At 64.6% G+C, this 18713-nt stretch carries 17 protein-coding genes; 9 read left to right on the plus strand and 8 right to left on the minus strand.

Annotated features, from left to right (window positions below; all coding sequences use genetic code 11):
- Nucleotides 1-30: 30 nt before the first annotated feature.
- Nucleotides 31-1023 (minus strand): MerR family transcriptional regulator, encoded by a 993-nt coding sequence (locus ACP92_RS06805; RefSeq protein WP_013233383.1) that lies wholly within the window; start codon nucleotides 1021-1023, stop codon nucleotides 31-33.
- 236 nt (nucleotides 1024-1259) lie between these two features.
- On the opposite strand from ACP92_RS06805, the gene ACP92_RS06810 reads away from it, so the two are divergent.
- The 3 genes from ACP92_RS06810 (at nucleotide 1260) to ACP92_RS06820 (ending at nucleotide 5166) form a co-directional block, all read left to right on the plus strand.
- Nucleotides 1260-3017 (plus strand): methyl-accepting chemotaxis protein, encoded by a 1758-nt coding sequence (locus tag ACP92_RS06810; RefSeq protein WP_013233384.1) that lies wholly within the window; start codon nucleotides 1260-1262, stop codon nucleotides 3015-3017.
- Between the two features lie 37 nt (nucleotides 3018-3054).
- On the plus strand, nucleotides 3055-4845 hold the full coding sequence (locus ACP92_RS06815; RefSeq protein WP_232284910.1) for a putative bifunctional diguanylate cyclase/phosphodiesterase: 1791 nt from the start codon (nucleotides 3055-3057) through the stop codon (nucleotides 4843-4845).
- A 153-nt stretch (nucleotides 4846-4998) separates the two neighbouring features.
- Nucleotides 4999-5166 (plus strand): hypothetical protein, encoded by a 168-nt coding sequence (locus ACP92_RS06820; protein WP_167578368.1) that lies wholly within the window; start codon nucleotides 4999-5001, stop codon nucleotides 5164-5166.
- 26 nt (nucleotides 5167-5192) lie between these two features.
- On the opposite strand, the gene ACP92_RS06825 is transcribed toward ACP92_RS06820, so the two are convergent.
- Nucleotides 5193-7913 (minus strand): hybrid sensor histidine kinase/response regulator, encoded by a 2721-nt coding sequence (locus ACP92_RS06825; RefSeq protein ID WP_244273914.1) that lies wholly within the window; start codon nucleotides 7911-7913, stop codon nucleotides 5193-5195.
- A gap of 57 nt (nucleotides 7914-7970) precedes the next feature.
- Nucleotides 7971-8759 carry a response regulator transcription factor gene (locus tag ACP92_RS06830; protein WP_013233387.1) on the minus strand — a complete coding sequence of 263 codons (789 nt, stop codon included), beginning with the start codon at nucleotides 8757-8759 and terminating at the stop codon, nucleotides 7971-7973.
- A 476-nt stretch (nucleotides 8760-9235) separates the two neighbouring features.
- Here ACP92_RS06830 and ACP92_RS06835 point away from each other — a divergent pair, with 476 nt between their 5' ends.
- Nucleotides 9236-9910 carry a response regulator transcription factor gene (locus ACP92_RS06835; RefSeq protein ID WP_013233388.1) on the plus strand — a complete coding sequence of 225 codons (675 nt, stop codon included), beginning with the start codon at nucleotides 9236-9238 and terminating at the stop codon, nucleotides 9908-9910.
- 134 nt (nucleotides 9911-10044) lie between these two features.
- Here ACP92_RS06835 and ACP92_RS06840 read toward each other — a convergent pair whose 3' ends face one another.
- Complete coding sequence (locus tag ACP92_RS06840) at nucleotides 10045-10965, minus strand: dihydrodipicolinate synthase family protein (protein WP_013233389.1); 921 nt, start codon at nucleotides 10963-10965, stop codon at nucleotides 10045-10047.
- A gap of 113 nt (nucleotides 10966-11078) precedes the next feature.
- On the opposite strand from ACP92_RS06840, the gene ACP92_RS06845 reads away from it, so the two are divergent.
- Complete coding sequence (locus ACP92_RS06845; RefSeq protein ID WP_041310377.1) at nucleotides 11079-12023, plus strand: LysR family transcriptional regulator; 945 nt, start codon at nucleotides 11079-11081, stop codon at nucleotides 12021-12023.
- Nucleotides 12024-12101: 78 nt separating this feature from the next.
- Entirely contained in the window at nucleotides 12102-12809 is a 708-nt protein-coding gene (locus ACP92_RS06850; protein WP_013233391.1) for a transcriptional regulator NanR, read from the plus strand.
- A 43-nt stretch (nucleotides 12810-12852) separates the two neighbouring features.
- On the opposite strand, the gene ACP92_RS06855 is transcribed toward ACP92_RS06850, so the two are convergent.
- The gene (locus ACP92_RS06855) at nucleotides 12853-13524 is read right to left on the minus strand and encodes a helix-turn-helix transcriptional regulator (protein WP_013233392.1); all 672 of its coding nucleotides are present in this window, start codon (nucleotides 13522-13524) and stop codon (nucleotides 12853-12855) included.
- Nucleotides 13525-13665: 141 nt separating this feature from the next.
- Here ACP92_RS06855 and ACP92_RS06860 point away from each other — a divergent pair, with 141 nt between their 5' ends.
- A complete protein-coding gene (locus tag ACP92_RS06860; protein ID WP_013233393.1) occupies nucleotides 13666-15123 on the plus strand; it encodes an MFS transporter in 1458 nt (485 codons plus the stop codon).
- A gap of 14 nt (nucleotides 15124-15137) precedes the next feature.
- Entirely contained in the window at nucleotides 15138-15305 is a 168-nt protein-coding gene (locus tag ACP92_RS24820; protein WP_167578382.1) for a hypothetical protein, read from the plus strand.
- Here the strand turns inward: ACP92_RS24820 and ACP92_RS06865 are convergent.
- Both ACP92_RS06865 and ACP92_RS06870 read right to left on the minus strand, forming a co-directional pair.
- Nucleotides 15245-15835, minus strand: coding sequence for an IMPACT family protein (locus ACP92_RS06865; protein ID WP_013233394.1), 591 nt, complete (start codon nucleotides 15833-15835; stop codon nucleotides 15245-15247). The two genes, ACP92_RS24820 and ACP92_RS06865, sit on opposite strands and share 61 nt — an antisense overlap.
- Nucleotides 15836-15847: 12 nt before the next feature.
- Complete coding sequence (locus ACP92_RS06870; RefSeq protein WP_041310380.1) at nucleotides 15848-16750, minus strand: hypothetical protein; 903 nt, start codon at nucleotides 16748-16750, stop codon at nucleotides 15848-15850.
- A 144-nt stretch (nucleotides 16751-16894) separates the two neighbouring features.
- Here ACP92_RS06870 and ACP92_RS06875 point away from each other — a divergent pair, with 144 nt between their 5' ends.
- A complete protein-coding gene (locus tag ACP92_RS06875) occupies nucleotides 16895-17845 on the plus strand; it encodes a patatin-like phospholipase family protein (RefSeq protein ID WP_013233396.1) in 951 nt (316 codons plus the stop codon).
- 109 nt (nucleotides 17846-17954) lie between these two features.
- Here ACP92_RS06875 and ACP92_RS06880 read toward each other — a convergent pair whose 3' ends face one another.
- Complete coding sequence (locus ACP92_RS06880; RefSeq protein WP_013233397.1) at nucleotides 17955-18557, minus strand: C40 family peptidase; 603 nt, start codon at nucleotides 18555-18557, stop codon at nucleotides 17955-17957.
- Between the last annotated feature and the right edge of the window lie 156 nt (nucleotides 18558-18713).

Here is an 18713-nt window from a genome sequence, read left to right on the forward strand (position 1 = left end):
ACATCCGGCGCGCCCCAGCGGCGCGCCTTTTTATTGGCCCGAGGGCAGGCTGATGCCCTTGACCTGCGCCAGCCGCTGCAAGGTCTCTTCCAGTGGCAAGCGCGCGCGGCCAGCGGCCAGGCATAGCTCACGGTGGAGGGCGGCTTCTTCTTCGGATTCGTCTTCGCACTGGCGGCTGTAGCGTTCAAAGCCGACCAGGGCGGTCAACAGCTCGGCCAGGTGACGCGGGCATTCGCACTGCATGCGTGTGGAGGCTTGCGAGACCTGCGCCAGTTCGGCTTCGCTGAAGCGCGGGGCGGGTACGTCGGGGCTGTCCATCTGTACCTCGCCGGGCGGCAGGTCCAGGCGTCGCACCAGTTCGCACAGCCAGGCCGGATCGATGCCGTCCATGGGCTTGCGCACCAGCTGATGGCCGGCCTGGGTCAGCCGCGCCACCATCTCCGGCGAGCCAAAGCGATAGAGGATGACGACGCGGGCGCTGGCGAAACTGCGCCGCACGCTCTCCATCCTGCCGCCCAGGCCAGGGTCCAGCACCGCGCTTTCCACCAGCAGCAGCGCCACACCGGTGTCCAGGCCCAGGCTGGATTGCCGCAGTTCTTCCAGGTCCTGGACCGCAGCGCTCACGCTGGCCTGTTGCTGGCGCAGCGCCTCGATGCAGCCCGTGCTGCTGATCCAGGGGCCGGCCAGCACCAGGCGCAGGCCGGCCAGGGTCGTTTGGCCAGCCGGCCCGGCGGCCTCCGGACTCGGGTCCAGGGATTTGAGCGCTTCCAGCGGCAGCGCGGCCAACTGGCCGATCCGATGCCCTTCGTCCACCAGGCGCTTGATGTGCGCCAGGCGCTGTACATCTTCCTGCGAATAAAGCCGCTGGCCGCCGCCGCTGTGATGCGATGAGGTCAGGCCATAACGGTTCTCCCAGGCCCGCAAGGTCTCCACCGACATGCCCAGCTGGCGGGCTACCGCGCCGGGGCGCAGCAGCGGGAGTTCGTTGAGCTCGTCGGGATCGGTGGGTGAATTGCTTGTCATGTTTGCAATAGAAAAAATTTTGGAAAATACGGATTTTTCTTATATGTACCCGTTCAAAAGCGGTGCATATCGATAATTGCGGATAGACAAAACGGCGATACGATCTGTTCCGTGATTTTTTGGGAGAGTATGTCACGTATTTGTACGATTGTGTCGTGTTTGTCTGACATAAAGACCAGCCACCCTGGCTGGCCCCCTGAGAAACCTTGCATCCATCACAACAAGAAAGAACCGTCATGAAACTTGCGGACCTGAAAATCGGTACCCGGCTCTACATGGGCTTTGGCTTGGTCGCCGCCATCCTCGTCATCCTCGTCAGCGTGGCCTATACCAATTTTGCGCGTTTGGGCGCGGCCAACGAGCTCAACGTGCACACCTATGAAGTGCGCGCCCAGTTGCGCGCCATGGCCGAGAGCCTGATCAACATCGAGACGGGGCAACGCGGTTTTTCGCTCTCGGGCATCGATGCTTCGCTGGAACCGTATCACCTGGGCATGACCACCTTCAAGACTGCGCTGGAAAAGACGCGCACTCTGACGAGCGATAACACCTTGCAGCAGCAGCGCCTGCAGGAGCTGTCGGACAGCGAGCAGCGCTGGCTCAAGTCGGCCATCGACCCGGCCATCGAGTTGCGCCGCGCCGTGCGCGAAGGGCGCGAGCAGATGGCCGCCGTGGTCGCCTTCGAGCAGGCGGGCAAGGGCAAGAGCCAGATGGACAGCATGCGCGTGCTGCTCGATGATCTGGACCGTACCGAATCCGCGCTGCTGGGCGAGCGCGCCGAGGAAGCTGCGGCGTTGCGGTCTGTGACCAGCACCACCCTCATCGGCGGCGGCGCCATCGCCCTGATGCTGGCCGTGCTGCTGGCCTGGTGGCTGGCCAACAATATCACCCGTCCGCTGGCGCTGGCGGTGCAACTGGCGCGCCGGGTCGCCTCGGGCGACCTGACTGCGCGCATCGAGGTGCGCTCGCGGGATGAAACCGGCGCACTGCTGGGCGCGCTCAAGGACATGAATGAAAGCCTGGTGCGCATCGTCTCCGGCGTGCGGCGCGGCACCGAGATGATCGCCACGGCCTCCTCCGAGATCGCGACCGGTAACCTGGATTTGTCTTCCCGTACCGAACAGCAGGCCAGCTCGCTGGAAGAGACGGCCTCGTCCATGGAAGAACTGACCAGCACCGTGCAACAGAACACCGCCAACGCCCGCGAAGCCAACCGCATGGCGCAGGCTGCCTCCGACATCGCCAGCAGCGGCGGCGGGGTGGTGGCCCGGGTGGTCGATACGATGGAAGAGATCAATGATTCCTCGCGCAAGATCGTGGACATCATCAGCGTCATCGATGGCATCGCCTTCCAGACCAATATCCTGGCCTTGAACGCGGCGGTGGAAGCGGCGCGCGCTGGCGAGCAGGGGCGCGGTTTTGCGGTCGTGGCCAGCGAGGTGCGCAGCCTGGCCCAGCGTTCGGCGGCGGCGGCCAAGGAGATCAAGGCCCTCATCAGCGATTCGGTGGCCAAGGTCGAGTCTGGCAGCCTGCTGGTCAATGAGGCCGGCGACACCATGCGCGAGATCGTCGAGAGCGTGCAGCGCGTGACCAACATGATCAATGAGATCAGCGCCGCCGGTGAAGAGCAGCGCTCGGGCATCGAACAGGTCAGCCAGGCCGTGGGCCAGATGGACCAGGTGACCCAGCAGAACGCGGCCCTGGTGGAGCAGGCGGCTGCGGCCTCCCAATCCCTGCAGGAACAGGCGCAGGAACTGGCGCAGGCGGTCAGCGTGTTCCGTCTGGAGGCTGGCCAGGCGCTGGAGGTCGCACCCGAGCCAGCGCCGGCCAGTGTCGCCGCGTCCAGATCCGGGGTGAGGCCGGCGACGCGTTCGTCCAGGCTGCCCTCGCCGGTCGGTCCGTCGGCCAGTCCGTCGGCCAGTCCGATGCACCCGGCGCCCGCTTCGGGCAGCCGTCTGAGTTCGGCCGATGCCGATGAATGGGTTACCTTCTAAGGCCTACATGCATGCTGATCTCCTGAAACAGTCCCCTTTGCTGACACCCCCGCTGCCGCTCGATGCTGCCGAGCAGCAGCGCCTGGCCGTGCTCGATGCCTACTGCCTGCTCGACACCCAGCCCGATCCCTTGTGCGACATGATCACTGAACTGGCGACGCGGCTGTTCGATGTCGAGATCGCGCTGGTCTCACTGGTGGCCGAGCATCGCCAGTGGTTCAAGTCGCGCCGGGGCCTGGATGCACCCGGTACGCCACGCTCGCAATCCTTCTGTGCGCATGCCATCGTGCAGGCGCAGACGATGGTCATTCCCGATGCCCGGCAGGATGAGCGCTTCGCCGGCAATCCTCTGGTGCTGGGCGAGCCCGGCATCCGCTTCTATGCGGGAGCGGCGCTGCGCACCGCCGATGGCGTGGCCCTGGGGACCTTGTGCCTGATCGGCAAATCGCCGCGCAGCCAATTCAGCGAGGTCGATCAGGACAGGCTGGAACGTCTGGCCGCCATCGTGATGGCGCGCCTGGACATGCTGCGCATGGGCAGCTATGTGGACAGTCTCACCTCCTTGCCCAATCGCAGTCGCCTGGTGGCCGACGTGCAGCTCATGCAGGCGCACGCGACCGGGCTGGCCGGGCTCGATGAGTTGCCGCGCCGCCTGGCGGCGGTGGCGGTGGATGTCTGTGACCATACCTACCTGACCGACATGGTCAAGGCGCTGGGCTGGGATTACGTAGAGGGTTTCCTGATCCAGGCCAAGGAGCGGCTGTGCCAGGCGCTGGGTGAGATGGCGCTCTATCGCATCGGCGCCACCAGCTTCGCCTACCTGGATCGATGCGATCGCTGGCAGGACCAGGCCGACCGAATCCGCCAGGCTTTCGCGGCCACGGTCGAGCATCAGGGCATTCCGCATCATCTGGAAGTCTCGGTGGGCATCGTGCCGCTGAGCCAGTGTCCGGATGCGGCCGAACTGGTGCCGTCGCTGCTGACGGCGGCTGACGTGGCGCGCGCGGACGGCCATCTGCAATGCCAGTATGAGCAGCCGCTGGGGCAGATGCAAAAGCACAGTTTCGAACTGCTCTCCTCGATTCCGGCAGCCTTGCTGAGCACCGACCAGCTGTGGCTGGAGTTCCAGCCCAAGGTGTCCCTGTCCACGGGCCGCTGCGCCGGTGTGGAAGCGCTGTTGCGCTGGCGTCATCCGATCCATGGGGTGATCTCGCCGGCCTTGTTCATCCCGCTGGCGGAAAAGACTGCGCTGATCCGCCAGGTGACGCTGTGGGTGCTGCAACGGGGCATCGAGCAGGCCACCGCCTGGGCGCGGCGTGGCGTGGCCATTCCGGTGGCCATCAATGTCTCGGCGCGCGACTTCGACAATGACGACTTGCTGCAGCTGTTGGGACGCTTGCTGGAGCAGCACCGCATTCCGGCCGGGCTGATCGAGATCGAGTTCACCGAGAGCGCGATGAGCCGCAATCCCGAAAAGCTCTATGGCCGCATCCAGGAAATCAAGCGGCTGGGGGTGAAGGTGGCCATCGATGACTTCGGTGCCGGCTTCAGCAACCTCAGTTATCTCAAGCATATTCCGGCCGATTACCTGAAGCTGGACCAGTCCTTCATCCTGCGCATGGAAAGCGACTACTCCGACCAGCAGATCGTCCCCTCGATGATCCACCTGGGCCAGCGGCTGGGCTTCGCGGTGGTGGCCGAAGGGGTGGAGAACGAAAAGACCCGGCGCATCCTGCAGCATCTGGGCTGTGACTTCGGGCAGGGCTTTGGCATTGCCCGGCCCATGAACGCCGCCGATTGCTGGGACTGGATCGGGGCGCGCCAGTAGCGGCGGCGTTGCAGCAGCACTGTCCGGTGTGCGCAGGATGGGCCGATAGGGCTTGTGGTGAGACTTTGTGAGGAGTATATTTCCGCACAGAAATATAAAACGGAGACGATCATGAATGCCAAACCGGCAATTCTGCTACTCCTGCTCCCCCTCATGTCTCTCCTGCTGCTGACCGGCTGTAGCCGCTCGCCCAAGGAGCAACTGGCCTACCAGCATGCCGAGGAGCAGTACCAGATCAACCAGCGCAATGCCCAGGCCTACCAGCAGCGAGGCGAAGTGGACGGCCGTATCGACCTGGCCAGCGGGCGACTGCGGGACTGAACGCCGCCGCCGTTGCCGACCCTGCCTCAGATGGCGGCCGATGCCGTGCGCTCGCTGAGCGCCTGCTCGCACATGGCGCGCAATCTCGCCAGATGGCCCTGCGAGATCTGCTCAAGCGCCTGCGCCTGGAACTGGCTGCACTGGGGATGTTCATGACCCAGCGTTTCGCACCAGTCGATCAGGTCGGATACCGCCCCGTCCGCAATCATCGCCAGGGCCGCCTGCAACAGCGCCTCGGGTGGCATGGCCACGACCTCGCCGACGCTGCCGCCGCTGCTGGCGCTGCTGGCGGTGCTTCCCAGCAATGGCAATTGCAGCAGTTGCGCGATCATCTCTTGCAGCTCGCTGAAGTTGACCGGCTTGAGCAGGCTGCCGTCAAAGCGCAGATCCCCGTCAAGCTCGACCTCGCAGGCATGCAGGGTGGCCGACAGCAGCAGCACCGGCACTTCCGGCAGCAGGCGGCGCGCCGCCTGCAACACGGCGCCGCCATGTACGCCGGGCAGCAGGTAGTCGGTCAGCACCAGTGCGGGGGCTTCCTGGTCCATGGTCAGCGCGGACAGGTGGGCGATGGCGGTTTCGCCATCGCCGAACACGCTCACCGCGAAGCCCAGGCTGCTCAACTGGTCTGACAGCAAGCGGGCGATTTCCGGACTGTCTTCCACCACCACCACCTGGCGGCCAGCGCCATCGATGAGTACGCGCGTACTGCTGTGCTCCTGCACGTGATGGCTGGCGATATCCTGTTCCGATCCCCGCTCGGCCGGCAGTTGCAGGTGCATGCGGGTGCCCATGCCTGGCTGGCTCTCCAGCACAATACTGCCGCCCATGCGCTGCACCCATAGCCTGACGATGGCCAGGCCCATGCCGATGCCGGGTTGCCGGCGGTCGGCGTCGGCGCGCTCGAAGGGTTCGAAGATGCGTGACTGGAACTGCGGCGCAATGCCGCATCCGGTATCACTGACCTCGATCTGCAGCGCGCCCTTGCCGGCGTCGGCGTGGTCGGCCTGCCACTGCACGTGCAGGCCGATGCGGCCCTCGCGGGTGTACTTGGCGGCGTTGTCCAGCAGATTGCCGAGGATGCGGTGCAGGCGCCGCGCATCCAGGGCCAGCACGGGCGGCAGGTCCGGGCTGATGTCCAGGGTGAAATGATTGTGCTGGCGCTGGGCCAGCACCTGGCCCTCCTGGGCGATCTCCTGAAGCAGGGCGTGCAGGTACAGCGGCGTCGGCTGCGGGGTGTCCAGCGGATCGCCGCGGGCATAGTCGATCAGGTCGTTGACCATGGTCAGCATGTGGCGGGCGCTGCGCATGATGATGCGGCCGTGTCCCGCATGCGGGCCGCCGCTGGCCTGGATCATGTCGGCAAAGCCGAGGATGGAGGTGAGCGGGGTGCGCAGGTCGTGGCTGATGCGGGTCAGGAAACCGCTCTTGGCCAGGTTGGCTTCGTCGGCCGCCTGCAGGGCCTGGCGCAGTTCCTGGGTGCGCGCGGCGACCGCCTTTTCCAGCTTGAGCTGTTCGCGCACGCGCAGGTAGAGCATGGTCCATTGCATCTGTTCGTGCTTGCGATGCAGGTCCACCGCGCGGCCGGTCACGATCACGCTGGTCATGCACAGCAGCCCGATCTGGAACAGCGCGGCAAAGCGCCAGTCCGGCAGCAGGTCGCCGTCGAACACGCCGTTGAGTTCCAGCATCTTCATCGACATCGCCAGCCAGGCCAGGGCAAAGGACAGCACCAGCATGCGCGCATTGTCCAGTCGCCGCCGCCAGGCGTGCAGCATCGAGGCCAGCCAGGCCAGGTAGGACAGCCCGGCGCTGGCGTTGGCGACCGGGGCGGCGTCGCGATAGTCGCCCAGCGCCGTCCACAAGGTCACTCCGCCCAGCGCCAGGATCATGCACCGGTACAGCGTCTTCCAGCGCCATAGCTGCTCCAGCTCCACCAGGCTCTGGCTCATGCGCAGGTAGATCAGCGTGGCCAGGCAACCCAGGGTGGCGGGAGCATGGACGATCCAGGGGCTGCCCGCTTCCAGCAGGTAGCGATACAGGTAGCCCTGGAAGGCGCAGATATAGGCCTGCGCCGTCACCAGCCAGGCCGCCATGAGCATGAGGCTGCGATCGCGCCAGACCAGCCCCTGCACCAGCGCATAGGCCGCCAGCAGCAGCGACAGGCCCAGGAGGAAGCCCTGGATCGCCAGTTCGCGACCTTCTTCCTGGCGCATCGCGGCGGGCTCCCACAGCGCCACGCTGATGTCGATGATGGAGTCGCTGGCCACGCGCAGCATGAACTGTCGCTCCTCGCCTGGGGCCAGCGTCACTGTAAAGAAGGGGCGCAAGGAACGCACGCTGCGCTGCCCGAGGGGAAAGCGGGTGCCGGCCTGCTGCATCTGCGCAGGCGCGCTGGCGTCGCCGCCATGGTCCGTGTCCAGCAGATGCAGCTGCACGTCTTCCAGGCGCGCCGAACCCAGCCCCAGCCAGCGGGTGACGGGCACCTCCGCCGCATTGCGCAGCGTACCGTACAGCCAGTAAGCCCCTTCGTCGTAGCCAAGCTTGAGCACACTCACGCCAACGGGACGCCAGTCCGGCTGCGCGCGCGCCTCCTGCACGCCCAGGTGGGCGCCGGGGTCATGCAGCAGCCACAGCGCAGACGTGATGGTGGCGGCCTCGCCCACTTGCGCGAAGTCGATGCTGAGCGCGCCCGCGCGCGGCGCATGCACAAGCCCGAGCGCCAATGTCAGCAGCAGAGCGCGCATCATCCGCAGCGCGGGTCCATGCGCCCGGCGCAGTTCCTGCGAGGCTGGCATGGCGGGATGTCAGCGGCGGAACTGGCTGGGCGGCATGCCGAAGCGCTCGCGGAACGCCGTGGAGAAATTGGCCGTATTGCTATACCCCAGCGCCAGTGCGATGGCGCCAATCTCCAGCGTGGTTTCCGAGAGCAGCCGGCGCGCTTCCCTCATGCGCTCTTCGCGCAGGAAGTCGAACACGGTCACGCCCGCGCAGTTCTTGAAGGCGCTGCTGAGCCGACGTGCATTGGTGCCCACCGCCGAGGCCAGGCCATTGAGGCTCAGGGTCTGGTCCAGCTTTTCCAGCATCAGCTTGCGGGCAGCCTGGAACAGCACCATGTCGAAGGTATTGGTCCCGTGCGGAATTTCCACACTCTCCGTGCTGGCCGAGGGCGCATTGCTGCGCGCCGCCGAGCGCAGATGGATGCACAACCTCAGTCGCACTTCCTCGAAGTCGAAGGGTTTGGTGATGTAGTCCACGGCGCCGGTGGAGAGTCCGGTGACCTTCTCTTCCGTGGTCGTGGCTGCAGAGAGGAAGATCACCGGAATATTGCGCGTGCTCGTATTGGCCTTGAGCAGGCGACAACTGGTCAGGCCGTCGTAGCCGGGCATGCGGATATCCATCAGGATCAGGTCCGGCCGCACGGTCTGGGCCTTGCGATAGCCATCCTGTCCATCGGTGCCGATGTAGAGGCGCACGCCATGGCGCAGCAGGAATCCCGAGAGCAGGGTGCGGTCGTCCTCGGCATCATCGACCACCAGGATGCGTTGGCCGGAGAGGGGGCCGGGGGGGAGGGGGGTGAGCGGTTTGTAGATCATTTTCTCCTCGTGATGTAGAGGAGAACGTTACCGCGAAAGACTAGTATGCCGACGAAAAAATAGTCTTGGAGCAAATATTTTTCCTGCCCTCAAAACTATCGGCCAGGTAGGCAAAAACCCGATGAGAAAGACAGCGAACTTTTACGAAAAACGTATCGTTGATGATATCCCGAAAAGGCCGCTGTCCGAGCCTCTCTGGTCTCTCACCCGGGCAGATAGTTTTGCTACATGAATCAGGGTCTTGGCCATGATCGCGATTAAGCTTTGTTCAAAGACAATAATTTTTCCCCGCTGCAAAAAAACTTGTCCAAACGGAATAAGACAAATTTTAAAAAATTAGATTTTTTGTCTAAATTTTCTGCCTGGCATCATCGTAAATGCGCTTCATTCAAGGAGCGTAGCGGTGCTGACGTTTTCGTGACATCAGTTTTTTGTTAGTCATTTTTCGCTTATCTCAATCATAGGGGAGGGATTGAATGGTTGCAGTGTTTCTGGTCGAGAGCGCTTCCAGGCGGCAGTGCAATGCGCCGCTGCGCGAATATCTGCGTGCGTACGGTCATACGTTGATCTCGTCGATGGAGAAGGGGGGCGGGCTCATGATGCCAGCGCGTGCGGGCGATATCGCTATCGTCGATATGGGACGAGCGGCTGGTCCCGCTTGCGAGGTGGTGCGCAGGCTGCGCGCGGTAAATGCGCGCATCGGCATCCTGCTCATTGCCGCGCCCGATGAATGCATAGCCAGTCGTATCCTCGGCCTGAACAGCGGTGCTGATTTCTGCGAGCCGATGCCGGTGCGGCTGGACATCCTGATGACTTACATCAACGTGATACTGCGTCGGTTGGTGCCGGGCGTCTGGCAGCTCGACTTGAAGGCGCGCACCTTGCGCACGCCCAGCAATGATGCATTGAAGGTCAATGAGAAGGAGATGGCCTTGCTTAGGCTCTTGGCGGCCAATTCGCATCACTTGGCCAGCCGCAGCGATATCGCTGGCGTCTTCGGGAAGCCCTATGTCGATTTCGATGAGCGCATGCTGGAAAAGATTGTCAGCCGGCTGCGTCGCAAGTGGCGCGAGAGCAAGCTGAGCAGCTTGCCGCTGCAGACCTTGCATGGAGAGGGCTATTACTTCAGCGAGCCTATCCAGGCCCGTTGAAGGGGGCGCCTATTGAAATCGTCGCGACCCTTAACAAGAATCGCCGCGCCTGGATCAGCCAGGGGCGGCGATTTCCTTGTTTCCTTATCCAGGCTCGGCGCAGCCACAGTTTCCTATGGCCAGCCCGGCCGGGTTTACCTGCCCCAGCTCAGCACCAGCGGATCCAGGCGGCGCGCCACGCGCAGCAGGCCTTCGCGCACCTTGGGGTGCAGCGGCGGCTGCGGATGGCGCAGCATGTCGGACTTGATCACGCCGCCTTCGAGCATGAGCGCCTTGCAGGCGGACAGGCCGCACTGGCGGTTTTCATAGTTGATCAGCGGCAGCCACTGCATGTAGAGCTCGGCGGCCTTCTCGATGTCGCCCGCGAAGTAGGCGTCGACGATCTTGCGGATACCGTCCGGATAGCCGCCGCCGGTCATGGCGCCGGTGGCGCCGGCGTCCAGGTCGGGGATCAGGGTGATGGCTTCTTCGCCATCCCATGGGCCGACCACGGCGTCGCCGCCCAGTTCGATCAGATCACGCAGCTTGGAGGCCGCGCCGGCGGTTTCGATCTTGAAGTAGGAGACCTGTTCGATTTCCTTGGCCATGCGGGCCAGGAAGGGCGCTGACAGGGGCGTGCCGGCCACCGGCGCATCCTGGATCATGATGGGGATGTCGATGGCGTCGGAGACGTGCTTGTAGAATTCGTAGATCTGTTTTTCCGGCACGCGGAAGGTGGCGCCGTGGTAGGGCGGCATCACCATCACCATGGCTGCGCCCGCATCCTGGGCGGCGCGGCTGCGCTCGGCGCAGATCTGGCTGCCGTAGTGGGTGGTGGTGACGATGACCGGCACGCGTCCGGCCACATGCTCCAGCACCGTGTTCTGTACCTGCACGCGTTCTTCGTCCGAGAGCACGAATTGCTCGGAGAAATTGGCCAGGATGCACAGGCCGTTGGAGCCGGCGTCGATCATGAAATCGATGGCGCGCTTCTGGCCTTCCAGGTCCAGCTTGCCGTTGGCGTCGAAGATGGTCGGGGCGACCGGGAATACGCCGCGGTAGAGAGGGGTGCTCATGGAGTCTCCTTGTTGGGGTTGTTGGCTGACGGTGAATATACGTCTGCCCCGATGGGCTGTATAGTGAAGACTTTCCATCATGTGATCGCTTTTTGGAATCACCCGCTCCCTCCATGTCATCCGCTCCCCGCCCGCAAAGTCTCAACAGCCTGCTGTCGCGCCTGCGCATGAAGCAGCTGCAATTGCTCATCGCCCTGGATGAGCACAAATCCCTGCACAAGGCTTCCAGCGCCCTGGCCATGACGCAGTCGGCGGCCAGCAAGTCGCTGGCCGAGCTGGAATCGATGCTGGATGCGCAACTGTTCGAGCGCACCAAGTCCGGCCTCATTGCCAATCCCTTCGGCCATTGCGTGATCCGTTATGCGCGCCTGATGGCTACCGACCTGGGTTCGCTGTGCGAAGAGATGGCCCAGATCCGTTCGGGGCAGGGCGGGCGCCTGGCCATCGGCGCGGTCATGGGGGCGGTGCCCGCGCTGATCGTGCCGGCGGTGGATGCCTTGCAGCGGCGCCATCCGGCGCTGAGCATCGAGATCGTGGAAGACACCAGCCTGCACATGCTGGACCTGCTCGACGAGGGCCATCTCGACCTGCTGGTGGCGCGCGCCAGCGTCTCGGCCCATCCCGGCAAGTACCATTACCAGAGCCTGTCGGAAGAGCCCTTGTCGGTGGTGGTATCGGCCGAGCATCCGCGGCCGCGCGGCAAGGAGCTGCAGCTGGCGGCGCTGGCCGGTTACCGCTGGATCACCTATCCCAGCCACATGCCCCTGCATGCGGTGCTGGAGCGGGAGATGGACCTGGCCGGGCTGTCCATGCCGGCCAATACCATCGCCACGGCCTCCACCTTCGTGACGGTGGCCTTGTTGCAGCAGGGGGCGGACATGGTATCCATCCTGCCGACGGCGGTGGCGGAGATGTTCGTGCAGCGCGGCATGCTGCGCATCCTGCCGGTGAAACTGCGGTCGATGTCGCAGACCATCGGCATCGTCACGCGCAAGGGCGGGCAATTGTCGGGGGCGGGACAGGCCTTTGTGCAATTGCTGCGCGAGGGCTTGGCATAGGGCGCAATCGCAGGCCGGGCCTGGGATTGTGGTAGAGTGCGCCTCCAACGAAACCTATTAGAGACAGAGACATCCGCCATGCCCGAACAGATACAGCGACGCAAGTTATACCAGGAAGTACTGGAACGCCTGATGAACCGTATCCACCAGGGTGAATTCCCGGCGGGGTCGCAGCTGCCTTCCGAGCGTGACCTGATGGAGCAATACGGCGTGGGTCGGCCGGCCGTACGCGAAGCCTTGCAGGCCATGGAGCGCTCCGGCTTCGTGGAGATCGCCCACGGCGAGCGTGCACGGGTGGTCGATCCCACTGCCGAGCGCCTGATCGCCCAGATCGCCGCCGGTGCGCAGCATCTGCTGCGGACCAAGCCGGACATGTTGCAGCATCTCAAGGAGGCGCGCGTCTTCCTGGAAACCAGCACCGCCCGCATGGCCGCCGCGCGCGCCACGCCAGAGCAGATCGAGCGCTTGCGCCAGACCGTGACGGTGCATCGCGCCTCGATGGTCGACCTGGGCGAGTTCATCGAACGCGACATGGCCTTCCACCGCGAGATTGCCGACATCAGCGGCAATCCCATCTTCCCCTCCATCGTCGAATCCCTGTTCCGCTGGGCCAGTGAGTTCTATACGCCCATGGTGCGTGCGCCGGGTGCGGAAGAGCTGACCCTGGCCGAACATACGCGCATCGTGGACGCCATCGCCGCTGGTGACGGCGACGCCGCCGCCGAGGCGATGCGCGTACACCTGGTGCGGGCCAATGAGCTGTATCGCAGGCTGGGGCAGCAATGACGGGTCGTTGATCCTCACCTCATTGGCCACCCGCTGGCGCGTCTCAACCCGACGCCAGCGCGGTGATGCGATAGACGCAACGTCGTCCCTCGGCCAGCAAGTGTTCCTCCCGGGTGATCTCGGCTTGCTCGCCCAGCACTTCTCCAAACAGTTGCAGCTCCGACCGGCAAAAGCCCTGGCAGCTCTGCGCCGCTGCGCAGATAGGGCAGTGGTCTTCGATGAGCAGCCATTGCTTTCCGTGTTTTTCCACCCGCGCCATGTAGCCTTCGGCGCTGCGCAATTCGGCCAGCTTTTCCAGCTTGCGCGGGAGCGAGTTCAGCCTGCCGCAGTGCTGCTGATACTCGGCGCGCATCTGCACTTCGCGCTGCTCGATCAGCTTGTCCAGGCCGGCCTGGCCAAACAGCTGGCGTATCGATCCTATCAATTGCACGGTCAGTTGCGCGTGCGTATCCGGAAAGCGGGCGTGGCCTGCCGCCGTGAGCTCCCAGTCCTGCCGCGGCCGCCCGGCGCGTGCGGCGGCGGCCTGGCGGCTTGCGATGAGGCCATCGCCCGCCAGTTTCTGTATCTGCTGGCGCGCCGCCTCGGCGCTCATCTCCAGCTCACCGGCCAGTTCGCTGGCCGAGGCCGGGCCGCGCGTCTTCAGGCGCAGCAGGATGCGGTCGGCGGTGCTGGGGCTGGCGGCAGTGGGGTTCTGTATCGCTTGATCGGGTCGCATATTTATCCAAGTGTTTACTTGTTTAATTGCGCGTTACGTTTTACCATGCGCTCAAATTAACCAAGAGTTTACTTGGATAATAGTCCGGCGCCGGACAAAAGTCGATCAGCATTTGCCCCCTCCAATCGTGAAGGAAACGCCATGACAACTTCTTCTTCCGCTCCGCCCGCCCAGCGTCAAGCTCAGCCCCAGCCCGCCAGCGTGGCCAGCTGGGGCGAACTGCTGGGCCGCCGCCATGGCTGGTGCGCCGTCGCCCTGACTGGCGGCGTGGCCATGCATGCGATCAACGTGCACATCGTCACGACCATCCTGCCCTCGGTGGTACGTGATATTGGCGGACTCGATTATTACGCCTGGAACGTGACCCTGTTCGTGGTGACATCGATCATCGGTTCGACCCTGACCGGCAAGCTGCTGGCGCGCCTGGGAGCGCGTGCGGCTTACCTGCTGGCGCTGGCGGTGTTCGGCGCAGGCGCGCTGGTGTGCGCGGGCGCAGGCAGCATGGGCTGGATGCTGGCGGGACGGGCGGTGCAGGGTGTCGGCGGCGGGTTGCTGGCCTCGCTGGGCTACGCCTTGATTCCGCTGGTCTTCGAGCAGCGCTTGTGGTCGCGCGCCATCGCCCTGGTGTCGGGGATGTGGGGCGTCTCAACGCTGTTGGGGCCGGCCGTGGGTGGGCTGTTTGCGGCAGGCGGGCATTGGCGGCTGGCTTTCTTCGCCTTGCTGCCCTTGCTGTTGCTGCAGTCCGTGCTGGTGGTGCGGCAGTTGGGCCCGGGCCGGGTGCGGGCGCAGTCCGATGCGGTGCAAGCCATGCCCTTGGGACGCATCTTCTTGCTGGCGCTGTCGGTCTTGCTGGTGGCGCTGGCGGCGCAGACCGGACAGGCCTGGAGTGCGCTTGCCTGCGTGCTGGGCGGCGCCGGACTGGGCGCATGGGTGGCGCGCATCGACCTGCGCCATCGCATCAGCCTGTTGCCACGCGATGGCTATCGGCTCTCCACGGTGATGGGCTGCGTCTTCGCCTGCATCTCCCTGCTGGTGATGGCCAGTTGCGTGGAGATCTTCGTGCCGTACTTCCTGCAGAGCCTGCACGGTTACGCACCACTGGCCGCCGGATATGCCGCCGCCGCCATGGCCGGCGGCTGGAGCGTGGGTTCGCTGGTGGGTTCCGGACGCAGTGCGCAGGCGGCTGCACGCATGATCCGCATGGGGCCTTGGCTGATGCTGCTGGGGCTGCTGGCCCTGGCGGCGCTGCTGCCGGCGAGCTTGCTGGCGGCGGGCGTGGTGGCCGATGTGCTGATCGTGCTGGCGCTGGCGGCTGCTGGCCTGGGCATTGGCGTGGGCTGGCCGCATCTGGTGGCGCGGGCCATGCAGGCGGCGCGTCCCGGTGAAGAGAACCTGACGTCCTCGGCCATCACCACCGTGCAGTTGTATGCGATGGCCATGGGCGCGGCCCTGGCCGGCCTGATCGCCAACCAGGCGGGCCTGGGCATGCCGGGCGGGGTGGACGGTGCGCGCCAGGCCGCCGGGGTGTTGTTTGCCGTGTTTGCCGTCGCGCCGGCCCTGGCCATCATGCTCACGCGCAGGCTGGCGGCGCGTGATTAAGCGTAGGAGGGAAGATGGAGCTGCCTGTGCCCATGAGCGAGATCGACTATCACCTGCTGGTGGCCGAGTTCGACATGCTGTGGTCGCGCCCGCCTGATGCGGCCCTGCGCGAGCGCATGGATCAGATGATGCGTTTGATCTCGGCGTTCGAAGAGAGTCGGCGGATCGCCTCTTCGGCCTGAGCCAGGGCGGCTTCGGGCAGGCGCAGGTGGAGGTACGCCAGGGTGTCGTGACGGCTGTCCAGCAGTTCGTATTTCTGCTGCGCCAGCCAGTGGCGCAACTGCGGCTCGGCCGAATAGACCACGCCGATCTCGAGCTCGGCCTGGGCCACGCGTTCGATGCGTTGCGCCTGTTTGAGGGCGCTGGCGATAGCGTCGGTATAGGCCCGCACCAGTCCGCCCGCGCCCAGCTTCACGCCGCCGAAATAGCGCACCACCATGGCCAGGACGCCATCGAGCTCATGGTGACGCAGTACTTCCAGCATGGGCCGGCCCGCGGTGCCGGAGGGTTCACCATCATCGGACATGCCGGACTGGCCGCCCGCCATCAGCGCCCAGCAGACGTGGGTGGCGCTGCGGTGGGCGTCGCGCATGCGGGCGATTTCCTGCATGGCGGCCTCGCGTCCGGGCACCGGCATGACGATGCCGATGAAGCGGCTCTTGCGGATCTCCAGTTCGATCTCCACACGCTGGGCGAGGGTGAAGGTGGCCATGGCGTGGTACCGTCAGGCCTGGTGGTCGGCGTTGCCCTTGAACAGGGCCAGTTCGGCGCGCAGGCCCTGGTTTTCTTCGGACAGCTGCGCCACGCGGGTTTGCAAGGCGCTGATCTCGCGGCGTAGCGTGGCGGTGAGTTCGTTTTCCTGGCCTTCCACCAAGGGGATGTGTGCGTCGCCGGCGCTGTCCTCGGCCTTGGGAGCGCGCGGCGTGCGGGTGGCGGCTTTCTGCTCGCGCACTTTCTTGGCGGCCTCGCGCAATTCCTTCTTGCCGCCGGCCACGGCGCTGACCTGTACTTCGCTGGGCAGGGTGGCCACGGCAGCGGCGGCATTGATGGAGATGGCGCCGCTGCGCACGGCCTGCACCAGTTCCGGTGCGGCGGTCTTGCGGATGCGGTCGATCTGGCCGATGGTGGCGCTGCTGATGCCGGCGGCGCGGGCGATGTCTTCGCGGGTCTTGATGCGGCCGGTGTTGTCGTCGGCATGCCAGGGATCATCCTGGGCCTGGGCCGCCTCGGCGGGGACGGCCGCGTCGCTGGCCGGGCTGTCTTCGCTGCTGCTGGCCTTGGCCGGCGTGGCTTCGGCCTTGGTGCGGGCGGCGATGATGTCGCGCTTGCGCAGGGCCAGCATGCCGCGCTGGAAATCGGAGACGCTGCGGCGGCCCAGCTGGTTGTCGATCATCCAGAGCAGCACGTCCTCCAGCGATTGGAAGCTGTCATTCTGGATGGTCTTGAAGGGCAGGTCGTACTTGCTGCAGATTTCGTAACGGTTGTGACCATCGATGAGCACCTCGCCCCAAAGCACCAACGCGTCGCGGCAGCCTTCGGCCAGCAGGCTGCGTTCCAGCGCGGCGTATTCGTTGGGAGTGAGCGGGTCGATGTACTGTTTCAGTTCTTCGTTGATGACGATATTCATGGTGGTGCCGTGCAAGACGATGCAAAACGATGCATAAGGAAGGCCTGGAGCCAGGCGGCGCATTCTACACCACTGGCATCTCGGACCCGGACACTGGCCGGGCTTGCAGTAGAATAGGGCGCTTCATTTCCCACCTGTCGTCTCATGCGCTTTCCCTTCCGTCTGGCTGCGGCCGCCCTTGCTAGCACTTTCTTCCTTTCCGCCTGCGGCACCTCTTCGTGGATGCCGGGCAGCAGTTCGCCCCGCGAGGGCGGTACGGCCACCTCCTCGACGGTGACGCCGGTCAGCCCGACGCCGCGCCGCCTCAAGATCGGCCTGGCCCTGGGCGGCGGCGCTGCGCGCGGCTTTGCCCACATCGGCGTGATCAAGGCGCTGGAGGCGCAGGGCGTGCAGGTGGATGTGGTGACCGGCACCAGCGCGGGCAGCCTGGTCGGTGCGCTCTATGCCGCCGGCAACGATGGTTTTGCCTTGCAGAAGCTGGCCCTGGCGATGGACGAGGCGGCCATCTCGGACTGGTCGGTGCCACTGTTCTCCAAGGTCAGCGGCGTCCTGAAGGGGGAGGGCGTGCAGAACTACGTCAACAAGGCCCTCAACAATGTCCCCATCGAGAAATTCAAGATTCCCTTTGGCGCAGTGGCCACTGATCTGCGCAGCGGCCAGCCCATCCTGTTCCAGCGCGGCAATGCCGGCATTGCGGTGCGGGCCTCGTCGGCAGTGCCGGGCGTGTTCCAGTCAGTGAAGATCGGTGACCACACCTATGTCGATGGCGGGCTGGTATCGCCGGTGCCGGTGCGCTTTGCGCGGCAGATGGGGGCGGACTTCGTGATTGCGGTCAACATCTCGGCCAATCCCGAGGCGCAGGCTGCCTCCAGCAGTTCGGTCGATGTGCTGCTGCAGACCTTTGCCATCATGGGCCAGACCATCAACCAGTATGAGCTCAAGAACGCCGACATCGTCCTGCAGCCCGGCCTGGGCGCGATGAAGGGCAGCGACTTCGCCAGCCGCAACGTGGCCATCATGGCTGGCGAGCAGGCGGCGCTGGCGGCCATGCCGGAGATCAAGCGCAAGCTCAAGGCCATGCAGATGGGTGAATGAGGGGCTTGGTGATGATGTTTTAGAAATAACAAAAAAGGCCGCTGATGATAGCGGCCTTTTTCGTTGAATTTGCTTGGTAAGCAGAACTCGGAATTGCGTAATTATTTACTTATTTGCTTTCTTCTTCGCCAGCGGCGATGCGGCGCGCACCGTTGAAGCGCTTCTTCCAGTAGGACTCGTCCATGCTCTCGATGCGCACCTGGCCGCCGGCCGAGGGGGAGTGGATGAACTTGCCGTCGCCCAGGTAGATGCCGACGTGCGAGAAGCCGCGGCGCAGGGTGTTGTAGAACACCAGGTCGCCGGGTTGCAGATTATCCTTGCCGATCTTTTCGCCCACGCGGCTGATTTCCAGCGAGGTGCGCGGCAGGTCGGTGCCCCATGCTTCCTTGAAGACGTAACGCACCAGGCCGCTGCAATCCAGGCCCGTATCGGGCGAATTGCCGCCGTAGCGATAATTGATGCCCAGCATGGCCAGGGCCTGGGTGGCCAGTTCGGAGGCGCGGTTGGTGATGTCTTGCAGGCGGGCGATCGCAAGATTGGTCTTGCTGATCAGTTGCTGGGCTTGCGGAGAAGTTGCCTGGGGAGGGGGAAGATCCTGCGCTGCCAGGGAAAGGTCAGCGGAATGAGCCGATGCACTGATCCAGAGGCCGGCTGCGAGCGCGCACGCGCGAGCGGTTTGTCGTCGGATTCGGTCAGATCGGCGTAGGGTCATCGGGATCCTCTCAAAATAGGATTGCGGGACTGTAAGGTAAATCTTACGTCTTGTCAAAAGCTGATTTCATGCCAGCTTGTCAAATTGAAATGATTTGTGGGGCAAAAGCGGGCTTCTCGCGGTCTTCTCCCTGTAAGTGTTTTTCCTACAGAGGCT

Origin of the sequence: Herbaspirillum seropedicae (assembly GCF_001040945.1) — a bacterium.
Lineage (GTDB): Bacteria > Pseudomonadota > Gammaproteobacteria > Burkholderiales > Burkholderiaceae_D > Herbaspirillum > Herbaspirillum seropedicae.